The organism is Clostridium sp. CTA-1, assembly GCF_054768215.1.
The window spans coordinates 82,788-101,464 of sequence record NZ_BAAAAP010000012.1; the positions used below are offsets into that span (position 1 = coordinate 82,788).

Consider the following 18,677-nt stretch of genomic DNA (forward strand, 5'->3'; position numbering starts at 1 on the left):
CAATGTATAAAAATACAATGTGAAAAGTCCCTTATCTGCTTTATAGCCAAATTTTATTTAAAAATTTAATCATTATAATATATTTGGAATAATTTAATGGATAGCGTCCTATGTATTAGTATGGAAGTATTAATAATGAAAGGAGATTAGAAAAATGAAAAAAGTATTTAAAAGGATATTTCCAATCTCTTTAGTATTAGTTATGTTATTTTTGTTTATGCCTATAACTAATGTATTTGCTAGCTCAAATTCTTCTGACAAAATATTGGTAGGATATTGGCATAATTTTGACAATGGCACTGGAATTATTAGACTAAAAGATGTATCTACTAAGTGGGATGTTATAAATGTAGCATTTGGAGAATCTATAGGAGATAGGGCTACTATAAAATTTTCACCGGAAATAGGAACCGATCAAGAATTTAAAAAAGATATTGCATATCTTAATAGCATAGGAAAAAAAGTTGTTCTTTCTATTGGAGGGCAAAATGGGGTAGTATTATTACCTGATGAAAACGCAAAAAAGAATTTTATAGATTCTATGATATCTTTGATTGATAAGTATGGATTTAACGGCATAGATATTGATCTTGAATCTGGGATAAATTTAATAAATAATGATAAAGATTTTAAGAATCCTAAAACTCCACAAATTGTAAATCTTATATCTGCTGTTAGAGATATATGTAACCATTATGGTTCAGATTTTATATTAAGTATGGCTCCTGAAACAGCATATGTACAAGGTGGGTATGTGGCTTATGCAGGAAACTGGGGAGCTTATTTACCAATAATACATGGATTAAGAGACAAACTTACTTATATTCATGTACAACATTATAATGCGGGAGGAAATACAGCACTTGATGGAAACAATTATACACAGGGAACAGCAGATTATGAGGTGGCAATGGCAGAAATGTTATTACAAGGCTTTCCTGTAGCAGGGAATGCAGATAATATATTTCCACCATTAAAGCAAGAACAGGTGGTAATAGGTTTACCAGCTTGTCCGTCAGCTGCTCCTAGTGGAGGATATATTAAACCTAGCGAAATGGAAAAGGCATTGGACTATCTTATGAGAGGAATTCCTTATGGAGGAAAGTATAAGCTTGTAGATAGTAATGGATATCCAGCTTTCAAAGGATTAATGACATGGTCAATTAATTGGGATGCAAAAAGTAATTATGAATTTTCAACAAGTTATAGAGAATATTTTGATAATTTTAAGCAACCACCAGTAACTGAGAAACCATCTATACCAATAGGTTTAAAGGGAGAAGCTATAAGTAAGACACAAATAAATATAACATGGAATTTAGCACTTGGAGCAACTAGCTATGATTTAAAGGTGGATGGAAACATAATAAATAATGTGAATAATCCATACAAACATATTAATCTCAAACCAGGCTCTATGCATAGCTATGAGGTAAGGGCTGTGAATTCAGTAGGGAATAGCGAATGGAGTAAAGCTATAATAGTACAGACTAAATCTGAATCTGATGTAGAAAAATGGGGAACAAATATTTTATATAAAGCTGGAGACATTGTAAATTATGAAGGAATTAATTACAGATGCATACAGACACATACTTCTCTAATAGGATGGGAACCTATAAATACTCCTACCCTTTGGGAAAAGACAAACTAGATATATTGAATTTTAATTATATCTATGATTGAGATAGTCATAAATAAAATTTAACTATAAACAGAGAAGGGCCTTCTCATAATGAATTTTATGCATTATGGGACGCCCTCTTATTTGTTTAAAAAGAATTTCAATGCCTATGGATTTAATTTATATTAGTAATTTATGAGTAATCAGGCTTTTATAGTGAGAAACTATACAAAAATAATAAGAGGATAGGGGTAACTCATCTACTCTTTTTTGTTGCTTTTTTTATTTTAAGGGGAGTTAAAGAAATTTTACTGGGTATACTAATTTTATTAATAAATTTTAAGAAGGTGTTTTTATGAACCTAACAAGTACGAATAGATTAATAAATGAGAAATCCCCTTATTTACTTCAGCATGCTCATAATCCAGTAGATTGGTATCCTTGGGGGGAAGAAGCTTTTGAGAAAGCCAAAGCAGAGGAGAAGCCTGTATTTTTAAGTATAGGCTATTCTACCTGTCATTGGTGCCATGTTATGGAAAGAGAGTCCTTTGAGGATGAGGAAGTTGCGGAAGTTTTAAATAATAATTTTATTTCGATAAAGGTAGATAGAGAAGAAAGACCAGATGTAGATAATATATACATGAGTTTTTGCCAAGCATATACAGGCAGTGGGGGGTGGCCTTTAACTATACTTATAACTCCAGATAAAAAGCCTTTTTTTGCAGGGACTTATTTCCCAAAATGGGGAAAATATAATATACCTGGAATTATGGAAATTTTGAAATCTATAAATAAGCTTTGGCATGAAGATAAAAATAAGATATTAGAATCTAGCAATAGAATTTTAGAACAAATAGAAAGATTTCAAGATAATTATGGAGAAGATGAACTTGAAGAATATATTATTGAAGAAGCCGCTCAAACTCTACTAGATAATTTTGATAGCAAATATGGTGGCTTTGGTACAAAACCTAAATTTCCTACAGCTCATTATATATTATTTTTATTAAGATACTATTATTTTAAAAAGGATGAAGAAGTGCTAGATGTTATAAATAAAACCTTAACTAGTATGTATAAAGGTGGCATATTTGATCATATAGGTTTTGGATTTTCAAGATATTCTACAGATAATAAGTGGCTTGTACCTCACTTTGAAAAAATGCTTTATGATAATGCGCTCTTATCTATGGCTTATACAGAAGCTTATGAGGTTACAAAGAATCCTTTATATAAAGTTGTAACAGAAAAAATATTGGACTATGTAAAAAAATCTATGACTAGTGAAGAGGGAGGATTTTATTCTGCAGAGGATGCAGATTCTGAAGGAGTAGAAGGAAAATTTTATCTATGGACTAAAAAGGAAATAATAGATATTTTAGGAGAAGAGGACGGAGCGTTTTACTGTAAACTTTATGATATAACATCCAGAGGAAATTTTGAAAACAAAAATATAGCTAATCTTATACAGGCTAACTTAAAGGATGTTGATAATAATAAAGATAAATTAGAAAGAATTAGAGAAAAATTATTTGAGTATAGAGAAAAAAGAATACATCCTCATAAAGATGATAAAATATTAACTTCATGGAATGCTTTAATGATAATAGCTTTTTGTAGGGCAGGTAGAAGTTTTAAAAATAATAATTATATAGACATAGCAAAACAATCAGCAGATTTTATAATAAAAAACTTAATGGATGAAAAGGGTACATTATATGCAAGAATTAGAGAGGAAGAAAGAGGAAATGAAGGATTTATAGATGATTATGCTTTCTTTTTATGGGCACTTATAGAATTATACGAAGCAAGTTTTGATATTTATTATTTAAAAAAATCTATAGAAGTTGCTGATAGCATGATAGATTTATTCTGGCATAAAGAAAAGGGTGGATTTTACTTATACAGCAAGAATAGTGAAAAGCTCATAGTAAGACCGAAGGAAATTTATGATGGAGCTATGCCGTCAGGGAACGCTGTGGCATCTTTAGCATTGAGTTTACTTTACTATATTACAGGAGAAGATAAATATAAAGATCTAGTGGATAAACAATTTAAGTTTTTTGCAGCAAATATAAAAAGTGGACCAATGTATCACTTGTTTTCTCTAATAGCTTATATGTATAATGTATCACCTGTAAAGGAAATAACATTAGCTTATAGTGAAAAAGATGAAGCTTTTTATGAATTTATAAATGAATTGAATAATAGATATATACCTTTTTCAATAATAACCTTAAATGATAAAAGTAATAAAATAGAAAAAATAAATAAAAATTTAAAAGATAAAACTCCTATAAAAGATAAAACCACAGTTTATATATGCCAAAACTATGCTTGTAGAGAACCTATAACGGATTTAGAAAAATTTAAATCTGTATTATCTACTGATTCTTAGGGATAGTAAAGAAATATTTAATATAAGCCTTCGTTATAGTTTCATAGCGAAGGCTTAAAAAATTTAAGATTGATTAATAAAATTATTATTTTTTAATTTTGGTATTTATAATATAATAAACTAAATGATAGTTATTTTCACATATTTAAGAGTTAATTAATAAATAGAAGGAGTAAATATGAAATATGAAGTTTATTGGATATAGGACATTAAAAACAGCAATTGGAGCTACAATTGCTATGAGTATTGCAGGAGCTTTAGGATTAAAGTATTCAGTATCTGCAGGAATAATTACTATTTTAAGTATTCAAAATACAAAAAGAAAATCATTAAATGTAGCCATCCAAAGGATGATAGCTTGTATATTAGCTTTAGCTATATCCTCAATTTTGTTTACCCTGTTAGGTCATAATGCTATAGTTTTTGGATTATTTTTACTTGTATTTATACCTTTAGCAGTTAAATTTAATTTACAGGAAGGAATTGTAGTAAACTCTGTATTAGCGACCCATATATTAGCAGAAAAATATGTAAGTATAAATTTATTTTTAAATGAAATTCTATTAATGTTTATAGGAGCAGGAATTGCTTTATTACTTAATTTATATATGCCAAGTATAGAGAAAGAAATAAGGGAAGATCAATTATATATAGAAGAAAAGATGAAAGAAATACTTATTCAAATGTCCATAGCATTAAGAGAACTGTCTGTTTCACTTAAGGAAGATGAAATATTTAAGGATTTAGAAGAAAGACTTTTTAAGGCAAAAAAAAGAGCATATATTAATTTAAATAACTATTTTCTTTTAGATGTAAGTTATTATGCAACTTATATGGAAATGAGAATACAACAATTCGAAACTTTGAAAAAAATGAGACAGCACTTTCAAAAATTCTTTATGACCTATGAGCAGACAGAAATGATAGCAGATTTTACAAAAAAAGTAGCAGATTCTCTGCATGAAGAAAATACAGGAGAGGATTTACTTTTAGATTTAGAGGATTTAAGAGAAAGTTTTAAAAATATGAATTTGCCAAGCACAAGAGAAGAATTTGAAAATAGAGCTTTGCTTTTTCAATTTTTAAATGATATGGAACAATTTTTAATTACTAAAAATGAATTTAAAAAGACCATAGACAAATTAGATTACAAAATGAAGGATTATGAAATCAAAAATTAAACTTATTATTTATATTAAAGGAACTTAAAAATATTAGATTAAAGTAGTTTTTAAATTTATAAATAATGATACAGTAGTGCTAAAGGACAAAGAGGAACTTTAAGCACTATTTTGTTTTATGCTCATATAATAGCTATGAAGAGATTAATATATAAGAGGGAGTTATGGAAAAACAAGAATATTATATAGAACTGAATAATAAAGCAGAAAGGATGCTTAGAAAAGGAGAGTTTTTAGGTAGTGGTCATAACGGTATAGTATATCTATTACCAGATAAAAAAGCAATCAAAATTTTTAAAGAAAAAAAGGTATGTAAAAAAGAAAGAGAAATTTTACAAAAAACTAATACTAGCAAATATTTTCCGAAAGTATATGATTATGGAGACTATTTTATACTAAGGGAGTACATAAGGGGAGAAAGATTGGATCACTATATAAAACAAAATGGAATTAACAAAAGATTAACTCACAATATAATTAAACTTATAAAAGAGTTTGAAAGATTAAAATTTAAAAAATTAGATATAAGATGCAAAGATATTTATGTAGATAAGAAATGCAAACTAAGAATAATAGACCCTAAAAATAATTATTCTAAAACTGTTATATATCCAAGACATTTAATGAAAGGATTAAATAAACTTAAAGTATTAGATGATTTTTTACTTCAAGTTGAAAAGGAAGATCCTAAATATCACAATTTATGGAATACTAGAATGAAAGAGTATCTAGAAAAAGGAATAAAATAAGGAAATTACGACTTAAAAAGAAGTTATACTACCTGTGCTTTAAAAAAGGGATATGTGGCGAGATCGGCAACTCACTTCAATAAGAGATTCTAATTTGTTTTTTCTTAAAATATATGGTTCCAAATCAAACTTAATGAACGCTCGGACAATAATTTGGAACATACATATATTTTGAAAAAACAGGCTAGAATCTCTAATCTTGTTGAAATGCCTTTTACACCACATAGCCCTATTTTTTAAACCAAGGGAAGCTAGCATAACTCTTTAAATCAATAAATTTAGTTAATACCTTACAAATTACAGTTGTTATAAATCAAAATATTCCAAATAAAATAAATCCTATTACATTAATTGCAAAGTTAGCAAACATATGTACCATCCAGGAGGAGTATATATCTTCATTTTTCTCATTTAAAAAGTTAAATATAATTCCACCTACTACTAGTCCCATCATTACCAACACAAAGGTAACTATAGAGAACCATCCAATCATCATTGCAATGTGATATAAGGCAAAAGATATGGAACTGATACTGTATGCCAAAGATCGTGAGGTAAATTTTTTCAGCGACAAAAAAGCGAAACCACGAAAAAAGAATTCTTCAAGGAGCGAATTAATAAAGGAGATATATAAGGAGACAAACACGAAGTTATTTTTACTAACACCTATATTACTTTGCAGAGCAATTGTAATTCCAGACAAATCCAATACATTTCTTAAGGAAAAATATGTACCCATTATAACAATAAAAACTCCCATGCCAAGGAACAATGACATAAAAAAGCTTTGTTTTTTAAAACAAAACAATTTTTTTAAAGATAACTGCTTGGTTAGATGAGAATATACCAAGGGACACCCTAAAAATAAAATGATTTTAATTGCAGATTTCACAGCATAGCTGGGTTTAATTATAGCATCCACGATACCCATAATGATACAGCACATCAGGACAATAGAAGTAATTATAATTAATTGTACAGATTTGTTTTTTATTATTGGTATATCTATATTCATACCATTTTATCCTCCATAAAATATAAACAATTTCTATTTTATTATATCTCCGATTAAGAGGTAAGATCCATTTCTTCCTTTGTTTCAGCTGCTTTTTTTAATTGATATCATGATATTACCAATTCAGTTCTAATCCTACTCCAACTTCTTTTACGGGCAAAGTTTTATGTATTTCTGCTCTAACAGAAAATGAAGTACAATGGCAAGGATATAATTCTTTTACGTTGTTCTGTCTTAAATAATCTATAGTTTTATTAACTTGTTCATTCACCTCAAATAAATGAAATCCTCCTATAATTCCTAATACTCTAGTATCTTTACATACTTTTTTTGCATATTCTATTATATTGCATATCCCACTATGAGAACATCCTGTAATAATATAAATGCCATTTTTACTTTTATATACAAGAGCTGTATCATCTATTACGTAATCATCAATTGAATTTTCACCAATAATCTGTTTACCAATAGGCTTTCTATTTTCAAAGTCATTTAATTCAGGTATTTCTCCTAAAAAAGTTATATGTTTGCTAATTTTTTTAGGTTCTTTAGAAAGAATTAGATTACATTTTTCTTTTAGTTCTTTCTCCAAAATAGGAGAGCAAATTTTTAAATTGCCTATCATTTTTTCTTTAAATGCATTGGGATGAGCAATGATAGAAATATTTTCTTTATAATTTTGTTCAAAATAGTATTTTAATCCTCTTGTGTGATCATCATGACCATGTGAAATAACAATAGAACTTATATTTTGTAAATCTATCCCTAGTGCATTTGAGTTTCTAATAAATAAATCAGAATACCCTACATCAAATAGAAAACTAGTATCTTCATCTTCAATGTAGTATGAAACAGCAGGTTCACCACAATAATATTGGTCAATGTATGTATTATTATCTACTAAGACTTTTAATTTCATATTTTTAACTCCTTTATGTAATGCAAATAAATTCTCCCATAAATTATAAACTTATACTAAATCATAGTCTAATTGTATACATTACTAATATTAATTTCAACATAATGTATACAGCAACTGATGGAAATTATCTTTAAAAAGTATGCTATTTTCCCGTGGTTTAAAAATAAGGATATGTGCTGTAAAAGGCATTTGAATAAGATTAGAGATTCTTAGTTGTTTTTTTATATAACAATTATTAAAATAGTTTTTACAGTTATTAAAATAAGAAATAATTTTAGAGAAAATAGATATCTAGAAAAATAATTAGAATACTTTATTTGTGAGCTAATATTTAAGCGTAAAGTAAACAGGACGTTTACTTAGCTCTGTTGCCACAGGACGTGGAATTAGAGCGCTAGCTTAAATATTAGAGAACAAATATTAGTATTCTTTATTTTTATAGCTATCTATTGAACAAAATTATTTTTTATTTTAATTCTCTAACTATAAAGTTTTTTTATTTTCCTCTATTTCCTGTGCTAGATTTTCTAAGTATTCTTGTCTTTCCATTTTAAATAATAGTTCTTCCTCAACTTTATCCTTCTCCTTTAAAAGATCTTCAAGTCTCATAAAGTCAGAGGCATTTATTTCTACTTCCTCTTCTAGATTGGATAATTTTTTTTCAAGTTTTTCTATTTCCTTATCTATATTTTCATATTCAAGTTTTTCTTTATAAGAGAACTTTAATTTTGGTGTTTTTTCCTTTTGGTTATTAGTTTCCTTTGAAGCTTTATTTGTTTTTTCTTCCTTTGAAGTTATATTTGAGATTTCTTTTTTCTTATCTATAAAGTCTGAATAGTTTCCAATATATTCAGAAATTTTTCCATTACCTTCAAAGTGAAATATTTTATTACAGGTTCTATCCAAAAAGTATCTATCATGGGATACAGATATAACGGGACCATTAAATTCATCAATATAGTTTTCTAAAACTTTTAATGTATCAATATCTAGGTCATTAGTTGGTTCATCTAGTATAAGTACGTTAGGAGCAGTCATTAAGATTTTTAAAAGATATAGTCTTCTTTTTTCTCCACCAGATAGTTTTGAAATATAGCACCATTGCATATCATCTGTGAAAAGAAATCTTTCCATCATTTGGGAGGCGCTTATTTTAGTTCCATCTGCTGTGGTTATAAATTCTGCTGTTTCTCTTATATATTCTATAGCTCTTAAATTTGGATTCATATCCTCTGAATGCTGCGAGAAATATGCAATATTTACTGTAGTACCTATATCAATGGAACCACTATCTGGATTTATTTTATTTGTAATAATATTTAAAAGGGTAGATTTACCCATACCGTTGTTTCCTACTATACCAATACGATCATTTCTAAGTAAAATATAACTAAAATCTTTTATTAAAGTTTTCTTTTCAAATTTTTTAGTTAAGTGTTCTATGTTAATTATTTTTTTGCCTAATCTTGAATGAGCTACAGATATGTCTATATCATCACTATTATGACTGTAGTTACTTTCTCCTAGTTCTTCAAATCTTTTTATTCTTGCCTTTTGTTTGGTTCCTCTTGCTTGAACTCCAGCTCTAATCCATTCTAATTCTTTTTTATAAAGACTTTGTCTTTTTTCTTCTAAGGAATTTTCTAATGCTATTCTTTCAGCTTTCTTTTCCACAAACTGTGAATAATTGCAATTATAAGTGTACATAGTTCCATAATCTAGTTCTAAAGTTTTATTAACAACTCTATCTAAAAAATATCTATCATGGGTTACCATTAAAAGGGCACCTTTTCTAGTTTGAAGATAATTTTCAAGCCAATCTATAGTGTCATTATCCATGTGGTTTGTTGGTTCATCTAATATAAGTAAGTCACAAGGAGATATTAAAGAGGAGCATAGGGCAACTCTTTTCTTTTGGCCACCAGAGAGTTCTTTTATTTTTTTATCAAAGTCTGTTACATTAAGTTTTGTAAGAACGGTTTTAATTTTGCTTTCAAGATCCCAAGCATCTAAAGAATCCATTTCACTAGTTAATGTTAACAAATGATTTTGGAGTTTTTCATCCTCAGGATTTTTAGAAATTAGGTCTAAAGTCTTTTCATATTCACCTATTACAGACATTACTTTAGAATTACTTTTAAATACTTGTTCTAGTATTGTAGCATTAGGATCTAAATCTGGATTTTGATCTAAATATTCAATGGTAGCTCCCTTAGGAATAGTAATGGTACCACCATCAGGGCTATCTTCACCGGTAACAATTTTTAAAAGAGAAGACTTTCCTGTACCGTTAACTCCTATTAAACCTATTTTATCTTCATCACTTATGGTAAAAGAAACATCTTTAAATAAAGTTTTTTCACCATAACTTTTACATATATTTTCAACAGTTACTATAATCATTAAAATCATCCTTTTGTTAATTTAATTTATACTCTATGATGTATATTCTATTATAAAAAGCATTTATAGTAAAACATAAATATTACAAAATAGATTGTATAAATATTTATGGATTTATTTTATTTCATTTAAAGAAAGTAAACTTGCAAAATTTTTATAATTTAATTTTTTTTATTTAAATAGTTTGATAAACTACTTTAAGGTGTAAAAGTAATTGTATAAAAAATAACAAAATCATAAAAGAAATAATAAAGATATTTTTTTGAAAACATATAAAATATAGACTTGAAAAGGACTATATTTTATACAACTATATCTATTATTTGATTTATATAAATAATTTGTAAAATTATGAATTATGTGTTAATATATATGTGTGGAAAATTTAGCTAAAAATAGTTAAAACTTTATCATATTTATATTAAGCTCAGTACATATATAATACAAAATATTATCTAAATTTTCTAAAAATTGAAACTTATCTTTAAAAACAGATTTTATGTTAAAATATAAAAAACTACTATGTAAGTTAACTGTTTTATTTAAAACTGATTAATATACTTAAAAAATTTATAAAAATACTTAAATTTTTATAAAAATTTAAATTTTATATAAAATCTAGGAGGGACGATTTTATGTCAGATTCAAATACTATAACAGAACAAGAAATTGAAATTAAGGAGGTGGAAAAGAAAAATCTTAGACCTGTAATAGGAAAAGAAGGATTTATATGTTTAGCTTTGTTCTTAGGATTCTTCATTATTTTAGGTACTAAAATGGGAACAGTAAACATGTTTAATACATTAATGAAAACAGGATATCAACTACTTATGGAAACAGTTTTTTATATTATGGCTATAGCTGTTTTAGCTGGAGCTATATCAGGATTGTTATCTGAATTTGGAGTTATTTCTTTAATAAATAAAGCTTTGTCTCCATTAATGAAACCTTTATACAAGTTGCCAGGGGCTTCAGCATTAGGAGTAGTTACAACTTATTTATCAGACAACCCTGCAATTATAAGTTTGGCTAAGGATAAAGGATTTTTAAAGTATTTTAAAAAATATCAAGTACCAGCATTAACTAACTTAGGAACTTCTTTTGGAATGGGATTAATTCTAACCACATTCATGATTGCACAAAAATCTCCGGCAGGGGAAAATTTTGTGACAGCCGCTATAATAGGCGATATAGGTGCTGTTATTGGTAGTATTGTAAGTGTTAGATTAATGGTTAGACATACTAGAAAATTCTATGGAGAACATGCAGATGATATGGTTTATGAAAATGATGATGATGGTTATGATTCCTTAAAATATAGGGAGGTTAGAGAAGGCGGCGTAGGTGCAAGATTACTTGAATCTTTACTAGAAGGCGGTAAAACAGGTGTTGAACTTGGACTAGCTATAATTCCAGGGGTAGTTATAATTTGTACTTTAGTATTAATGTTAACTAATGGGCCATCACCAAAGGGATATACTGGAGCTGCATATGAAGGTATATCATTCTTCCCTTGGGTAGGAGAAAAATTAAGTTTTATTTTAAATCCATTATTTGGGTTTAAACATCCAGAAGCAATAGCATTTCCAATAACCTCCTTAGGAGCAGTTGGTGCAGCTATGAGTTTAGTTCCTCAATTTTTATCAAAAAATTTGATTGGTGCTAATGAAATAGCAGTATTTACTGCTATGGGTATGTGCTGGAGTGGATACTTAAGTACTCATATAGCTATGATGGATAGCCTAAACTGTAGAAAATTAACAGGTAAAGCTATACTAAGCCATACTTTTGGAGGATTAGTAGCAGGAATATCAGCTCATATCATTTATATGTTAGTCAGTGTATTTTAGTGATATAATAAAGAATGTAAAAATAGAGATATAGAATTTTAAAATTCTATATCTCTATTTTTATTGAAAAGTAAAAGATAAGTTTAAAATATTACTTATATAAATTTAGCTTATATAGCCAGACATATTACGCTGTGTTTAATCATATTAAATATTGTTTATATATCATTATGTATAACTTAAAGATTAAAGTTATAAAGTCTATGATAATTCTAATATATAGTAGTTCTAACAAATAAAAATATAAAATTATATTATGAAGATATATTAAAATTGTTTATAATGGTGTATGTATAAAATAAGCAAATATGAGCTGTGTATCATATGATATAGTAGATATTTAAAGGAGATAAGTAAAAATGAACATTCAAATATTTGGAATAAAAAAATGTTTTGATACAAAAAAAGCTGAGAGATATTTTAAAGAGAGAAAAATAAAGTACCAATTTATAGATTTAAATATAAAGGGATTAAGTAAGGGGGAACTTCAAAGCATAAAATCTGCGATAGGATTAAATGAGTTAATAAATAAAGATAGTAGGGAATATAAAAAAACTAATATAGGAAGTATTAGAACAGACAGTGTAAAAGAAGATTTGCTTTTAAATAATCCTAAATTATATAAAACTCCTATAGTACGTAATGGAAAAAAAGCAACAGTAGGATATGAACCTGAAATTTGGAAAGAATGGGATTAAGTGATTTTTAGCAAGGGTAGCAATAGGAGAAGTTTGTATTTTTTATAGATAGCATGTATTATAAGTGGTAGTTCAAATGTATCAAGTAAATTTTAAGTTTTCGGGAAGCTTGATTAGAATGATTAGTTTTTCATATGAATATTAGTAACAATAATAGTAATAAAATAAAGTATATAAGATTGGAGTATAAATTAGTGAAAAGATTTAAAAAATTTTATATTGAGATTACAAATGTATGTAATCTTGCCTGTGATTTTTGTCCTGAGACAAAAAGGAAACCACAATTTATGTCAATAGAAATCTTTGATAAAATATTAGATCAAATAAAACCTTATACAGATTATATATATTTTCATGTAAAGGGAGAGCCTCTTCTTCACCCAGATATAGATAAATTCTTAGATTTAAGCTACAAAAAAGGTTTTAAGGTTAATATAACTACAAACGGAACTTTAATAAATAAGGTTAAAGATAAAATTATAATGAAGAAAGCATTAAGACAGGTTAACTTTTCTCTACATAGCTTTGATGGAAATGAAGAATCTAAAAACAAGGATAAGTATATTAATGATATTCTTTCCTTTATAAGAGATACAATTGAAAATAATAATATTTTTATATCTTTAAGGTTATGGAATCTAGATAAGGATAATATAACAAATCTTAAGAAGAAGAGAAATGCTGAGTTGCTCCAGATAATAGAGAAGGAATTTAAATTACCTTATAAGATTGAAGAAAAAATAACTCCAGGTAAAGGGATCAAAGTCTACAATAGAATATATATAAATCAGGATCATGAATTTGAGTGGCCAGATTTAAAAGCAAAAGAGGATGATGGAAAAGGCTTTTGTTATGGACTTAGAAATCAAGTAGCTATATTAGTAGATGGAACAGTAGTACCCTGTTGTTTAGATGGGGAAGGGGTAATTAATCTTGGAAATATAAATGAGATTGATTTTTCTAGGATAATAGATAGTGAAAGAGCTAGCAATATTTTAGATGGCTTTTCAAGGAGAGAAGCAGTAGAAGAATTGTGTAGAAAATGTGGATATAGGAAGAAATTTAGTATTTAAATAATAATATATACAGTAATTATTGTTAAAAAATTAATTATATAAAAAAAACTTGAAAATTTGAAAACGATATGATATTATATGAGTGTAATTTAATTATAAAATTTAATTATTTCAGGCAGAGATATTGAGAGCCTTAATTTAAAACGGGATTATTATACCCATTTTAAATTAAGGCTCTTTTGATTTATAAGGAGGAGTAAGTAATATGTTTGATGTTACAATTATAGGTTCAGGGGTTACAGGAGCTGCTGTGGCTAGAGAGTTATCTAAATATAATTTGAAAACTTGTGTAGTGGAAAAAGCGATAGATGTAGCTAGTGGTACAAGTAAAGCTAATAGTGGTATTGTACATGCTGGTGAAGATCCAATTCCAGGAACTCTAAAGGCTAAGATGAATGTTAGAGGAAATGAAATGTTCGACAAATTACAAGAAGAAATAGATTTCCCATTTAAAAGAAATGAATCCTTTGTTTTATGCTTTGATGAAAAGGATATTGAAAAGCTAGAAGAACTAAGACAAAGAGGGCTAAAAAATGGTCTTCCAGATACAATGGAAATACTAAATAGAGAAGAAGCTTTAAAGTTAGAACCTAATTTATCAGAATATGTAGTGGCTGCTCTTAGACTTCCTACAGGAGGAATAGTATCTCCTTATGAATTTAATATAGCTCTTGCAGAATCAGCAGCTATGAATGGTGTAGAGTTTAAACTTGAAACAGAAATAATTGATATAGAGAAAAAACAAGATGTATATATATTAAAAACTAATAAAGGCGACATAGAAACTAAAGTTGTAGTAAATGCAGCTGGAGTTTTTGGAGATAAAATAAACAACATGGTAAGTGAAAAAAAATACCATATAACTGCAAGAAAAGGTGAATATTTATTATTTGATAAAACTGTAGGTGATATGGTTCAAAGAACAATATTCCAACTTCCAACAAAGATGGGGAAAGGGGTATTAGTTACTCCAACAGCAGATGGAAACTTACTTTTAGGACCAACTTCTGTAGATGTAGAAGAAAAAGATGATTTTGAAACTACAAGAGAAGGTCTAGATACTGTAGCAGAGAAAGCTAAATTAAGTATAAAAGAAATACCAATGAGACAGGTTATAACATCCTTTGCAGGACTTAGAGCTCATGAAGAAAATAGTGATTTTATAATAGGAGAGGCAGAAGATGCTGAAAACTTCATAAATGCTATAGGAATAGAATCACCCGGTTTAACTAGTGCACCAGCTATAGGTGAGTATATAAGAGAGATGATAGTTGAAAAATTAAAACCAGAAGAAAATAAAGAGTTTAATCCAATTAGAAAAGATATACCTAAATTTAGAGAAATGACAAATGAAGAAAGAAAAGAAATGATAAAAGAAAATTCTGCTTACGGAAAAATAGTCTGTAGATGTGAAGTAGTAACTGAAGGAGAAATAAGAGATGCTATAAGAAGACCTTTAGGCGCTAAAACTGTAGATGGAATAAAAAGAAGAACAAGAGCAGGTATGGGAAGATGCCAATCAGGGTTCTGTTCAAACAGAATAGTTGAAATATTAGCAGAAGAGTTAGGTATAAAAAGAAATGAAGTTACTAAGTTTGGCGGAAATTCAAAAATATTATATTAGAAAACTAATTTAAATTAATGAGGTAATTTAAAGCAAATGCATTGGAGGGCGTAGTATGCAACAATATGATGTAGTTATAATTGGTGGAGGCCCAGCAGGTCTTGCCGCTGCTATAAAAGCCAAAGAAGAAGGCGTAGACAGTATATTAATATTAGAGAGAGATAAAAGATTAGGTGGAATATTAAATCAATGTATTCATAATGGATTCGGACTTCATACTTTTAAAGAAGAACTTACAGGACCAGAATATGCTCAAAGATTTGTAGATAAAGTAGAAGAAATGAAAATACCATACAAATTAAATACTATGGTAATTGATATGAACAAAGATAAAGTAATAACAGCAGTTAATGAAGAAGACGGATTGATAGAAGTGCAAGCTAAATCTATAGTACTAGCTATGGGTTGTAGAGAAAGATCAAGAGGAGCTATAAATATTCCAGGCACAAGATGTTCAGGGATATATTCAGCAGGAACAGCACAAAAATTTGTAAATATAGAGGGTGAAATGCCAGGAAAGGAAGTAGTTATTTTAGGTTCTGGAGATATAGGACTTATAATGGCTAGAAGAATGACTTTAGAAGGAGCTAAAGTAAAGGCAGTAGTAGAACTTATGCCTTATTCGGGAGGATTAAAAAGAAATATAGTTCAATGTTTGGATGACTTCGGTATTCCTTTAAAATTAGCTCATACTATAACTAAAATAGAAGGAAAAGAAAGATTAGAAGCTGTTACTATAGCAAAGGTAGACGAAAAATTAAAACCTATAAAAGGAACAGAAGAATATATAAAATGTGATACATTACTTTTATCAGTTGGATTGCTTCCAGAAAACGACCTATCAAGAAAAGCAGATATTAAGTTAGGCGTAACTGGCGGTCCAGAAGTAGATGAAACAATGCAAACTAATATAGATGGAGTATTTGCTTGTGGTAATGTTCTTCACGTACATGATTTAGTAGACTTTGTAACAGAGGAAAGTTATAATGCAGGTAAAAATGCTGCAGATTATGTAAAGGGTAAAAAAGTAGAAGGTGAAAAAATAGATTTAGTTGCAGAAAATGGTGTAGGATACACTGTACCAAAATCAATACACAAAAACAATATAGGAAATACAGTGGATGTTAGATTTAGAGTAAGAAATGTGTTTAAAGATAGTTTCATATCTGTATATTTTGATGATGAAAGAGTAGTTCACAGAAAGAAAAAAGTTATAGCTCCAGGTGAGATGGAAACAGTAAAATTAACTAAAGATATGTTTGAAAAACATTTAGATTGCAAAAAAATTACTGTTAAAGTGGAAGGTGAATAATTATGGCTATAAGAGAATTAATATGTATAGGATGTCCATTAGGATGTAATCTAGAAGTAGAAATTGAAAATAAAGAAGTAAAATCAGTTAAGGGAAATACTTGCCCTAGAGGTAAAATATATGCAGAAAAAGAATGCACAAATCCTACAAGAATATTAACTATATCTGTTAATGTGAAAAATGGAGAAGAAGATGTGGTTTGTGTTAAAACAGAAAAAGATATTCCAAAGGAAAAACTAATGGAATGTGTAAAAATATTAAAGGATACAACTGTACAAGCACCTCTAAAAATAGGTGATGTAATAGTAGAAAATATAGCAGATACAGGAGTAAATGTTATAGCCACAAAATGCCTAAATGTTAAAAATTAAAGATCAATGAGGATAGCTAATTTAATATTAGCTATCCTTTAAGAGATTTAATAAATATTCATAATAAAAGAAAAGAGGAATGACATAATGTTAAAAGACTTATTTAAACCGGCTCCTCATATAGAAAGGTTGCCAAAGGAAAAAATTGATTCAGCTTATAAAAGATATCGTATACAGGTATTTATAAGTATTTATATAGGATATTTAACTTATTATTTTGTAAGAAGTAATTTTTCCTTGGCAAAGGTTTACTTGATCCAAGAAGGTTTTACTAAGACTCAGTTAGGTTTTGTAGCTTCAGCTCTTGGCCTTGCTTATGGAGTAAGTAAATTTATAATGGGAAATTTATCAGATAGATCTAATCCTAGATATTTTTTAGCGGCAGGATTAATTCTATCTGGTATTGTAAACCTATTCTTTCCTATAACTAAAAGTATCACAGCAATGTTTGCATTAATGCTTTTAAATGGATGGTTCCAAGGTATGGGCTGGCCACCTTGTGGAAGAACTATGACCCATTGGTTTTCAGACAAGGAACGTGGAGTAAAAATGTCTATATGGAATACTGCCCATAATGTAGGTGGTGGTTTTATTGCCACAGTAGTTTTAATTGGTGTATCTGTGTTTGGAAGTTGGAAGGGAGCTTTTTATTTACCAGCTGTAATAGCCATTGTAGTAGGAATTTTATTTATAGTATTTGCAAAGGATACACCTCAATCAGTGGGACTTCCACCAATAGAGGAATACAAAAATGATTATCCAGAAATACAAGTAGAGGATAGAGAAAAGGAATTATCAGGAAAAGAAATATTATTCAAATATGTTTTAAATAATAAATATTTATGGTACATAGCTATTGCAAATATTTTTGTATATCTTGTTAGATATGGAGTTATAAATTGGGTTCCTACCTATTTGAAAGAAGTTAAAAATTTTAATCCTAAGGATTCATCTTTAGCCTTTGCTTTGTTTGAATATGCAGCAATACCAGGAACTATATTTGTTGGATGGTTAAGTGATAAGGTGTTTAATGGTAGACGTGCACCTGTTGGTGTATTTTGTATGATAGGTGTAACTATAGCAACTTATGTATATTGGAAAAGTAATAGTATACTAGCAATAAACTGTGCACTATCTTCTATAGGAGCTTTAATATATGGACCAGTTATGTTAATAGGTGTTAGTGCCTTAGATTTAGTTCCTAAAAAAGCAGCAGGTACAGCGGCGGGCTTTACAGGATTATTTGGATATATGGGAGGACAAGTATTAGCAGAAGTAGCAATGGGAGCAGTTGTTGATAAATTTAGTTGGAATGGAGGATTTATTTTATTAATGATATCTTCTGTATTAGCTATAGTGTTCTTATCTTTCACTTGGAATATTCATGATAGATCAGAAAAAGAGATGGCTTAGGTAGCAGGTTAAAAATAGAATATATTTTTAGAACTTGA

General features: G+C 28.3%; 14 protein-coding genes. 11 read left to right on the top strand and 3 right to left on the bottom strand.

The window, feature by feature from the left end; all coding sequences use genetic code 11:
- Positions 1 to 154: 154 nt before the first annotated feature.
- From ACYUEW_RS11605 to ACYUEW_RS11620, 4 genes are all read left to right on the top strand, one after another.
- Complete coding sequence (locus tag ACYUEW_RS11605) at positions 155 to 1,654, top strand: glycosyl hydrolase family 18 protein (protein WP_460276819.1); 1,500 nt, start codon at positions 155 to 157, stop codon at positions 1,652 to 1,654.
- Positions 1,655 to 1,979: 325 nt separating this feature from the next.
- The gene (locus ACYUEW_RS11610) at positions 1,980 to 4,022 is read left to right on the top strand and encodes a thioredoxin domain-containing protein (protein ID WP_460276820.1); all 2,043 of its coding nucleotides are present in this window, start codon (positions 1,980 to 1,982) and stop codon (positions 4,020 to 4,022) included.
- A 185-nt stretch (positions 4,023 to 4,207) separates the two neighbouring features.
- Complete coding sequence (locus ACYUEW_RS11615; protein WP_460276821.1) at positions 4,208 to 5,203, top strand: aromatic acid exporter family protein; 996 nt, start codon at positions 4,208 to 4,210, stop codon at positions 5,201 to 5,203.
- 164 nt (positions 5,204 to 5,367) lie between these two features.
- Positions 5,368 to 5,952, top strand: coding sequence for a hypothetical protein (locus ACYUEW_RS11620; RefSeq protein ID WP_003489481.1), 585 nt, complete (start codon positions 5,368 to 5,370; stop codon positions 5,950 to 5,952).
- 313 nt (positions 5,953 to 6,265) lie between these two features.
- On the opposite strand, the gene ACYUEW_RS11625 is transcribed toward ACYUEW_RS11620, so the two are convergent.
- The 3 genes from ACYUEW_RS11625 to ACYUEW_RS11635 form a co-directional block, all read right to left on the bottom strand.
- Complete coding sequence (locus ACYUEW_RS11625) at positions 6,266 to 6,967, bottom strand: CPBP family intramembrane glutamic endopeptidase (RefSeq protein ID WP_003489483.1); 702 nt, start codon at positions 6,965 to 6,967, stop codon at positions 6,266 to 6,268.
- A gap of 115 nt (positions 6,968 to 7,082) precedes the next feature.
- Positions 7,083 to 7,889, bottom strand: coding sequence for an MBL fold metallo-hydrolase (locus tag ACYUEW_RS11630; protein ID WP_003489484.1), 807 nt, complete (start codon positions 7,887 to 7,889; stop codon positions 7,083 to 7,085).
- Positions 7,890 to 8,375: 486 nt separating this feature from the next.
- A complete protein-coding gene (locus ACYUEW_RS11635) occupies positions 8,376 to 10,295 on the bottom strand; it encodes an ABC-F family ATP-binding cassette domain-containing protein (RefSeq protein WP_045516164.1) in 1,920 nt (639 codons plus the stop codon).
- A gap of 635 nt (positions 10,296 to 10,930) precedes the next feature.
- Here ACYUEW_RS11635 and ACYUEW_RS11640 point away from each other — a divergent pair.
- From ACYUEW_RS11640 to glpT, 7 genes are all read left to right on the top strand, one after another.
- Positions 10,931 to 12,145: a CD0519/CD1768 family membrane protein gene (locus ACYUEW_RS11640; RefSeq protein WP_003489489.1), complete on the top strand. Its 1,215-nt coding sequence runs from the start codon at positions 10,931 to 10,933 to the stop codon at positions 12,143 to 12,145.
- Positions 12,146 to 12,504: 359 nt separating this feature from the next.
- On the top strand, positions 12,505 to 12,843 hold the full coding sequence (locus ACYUEW_RS11645; protein WP_003489491.1) for an arsenate reductase family protein: 339 nt from the start codon (positions 12,505 to 12,507) through the stop codon (positions 12,841 to 12,843).
- A 179-nt stretch (positions 12,844 to 13,022) separates the two neighbouring features.
- A complete protein-coding gene (locus ACYUEW_RS11650) occupies positions 13,023 to 13,916 on the top strand; it encodes a radical SAM/SPASM domain-containing protein (protein ID WP_080443696.1) in 894 nt (297 codons plus the stop codon).
- 208 nt (positions 13,917 to 14,124) lie between these two features.
- On the top strand, positions 14,125 to 15,543 hold the full coding sequence (locus tag ACYUEW_RS11655; RefSeq protein ID WP_460276822.1) for an FAD-dependent oxidoreductase: 1,419 nt from the start codon (positions 14,125 to 14,127) through the stop codon (positions 15,541 to 15,543).
- A gap of 55 nt (positions 15,544 to 15,598) precedes the next feature.
- Positions 15,599 to 16,855, top strand: coding sequence for an NAD(P)/FAD-dependent oxidoreductase (locus ACYUEW_RS11660; protein WP_163243767.1), 1,257 nt, complete (start codon positions 15,599 to 15,601; stop codon positions 16,853 to 16,855).
- A 2-nt stretch (positions 16,856 to 16,857) separates the two neighbouring features.
- A complete protein-coding gene (locus tag ACYUEW_RS11665) occupies positions 16,858 to 17,226 on the top strand; it encodes a DUF1667 domain-containing protein (protein WP_460276823.1) in 369 nt (122 codons plus the stop codon).
- A gap of 87 nt (positions 17,227 to 17,313) precedes the next feature.
- Positions 17,314 to 18,639, top strand: a complete 1,326-nt coding sequence (gene glpT / locus ACYUEW_RS11670) for a glycerol-3-phosphate transporter (protein WP_460276824.1) — start codon at positions 17,314 to 17,316, stop codon at positions 18,637 to 18,639.
- The last annotated feature ends 38 nt before the right edge of the window (positions 18,640 to 18,677 follow it).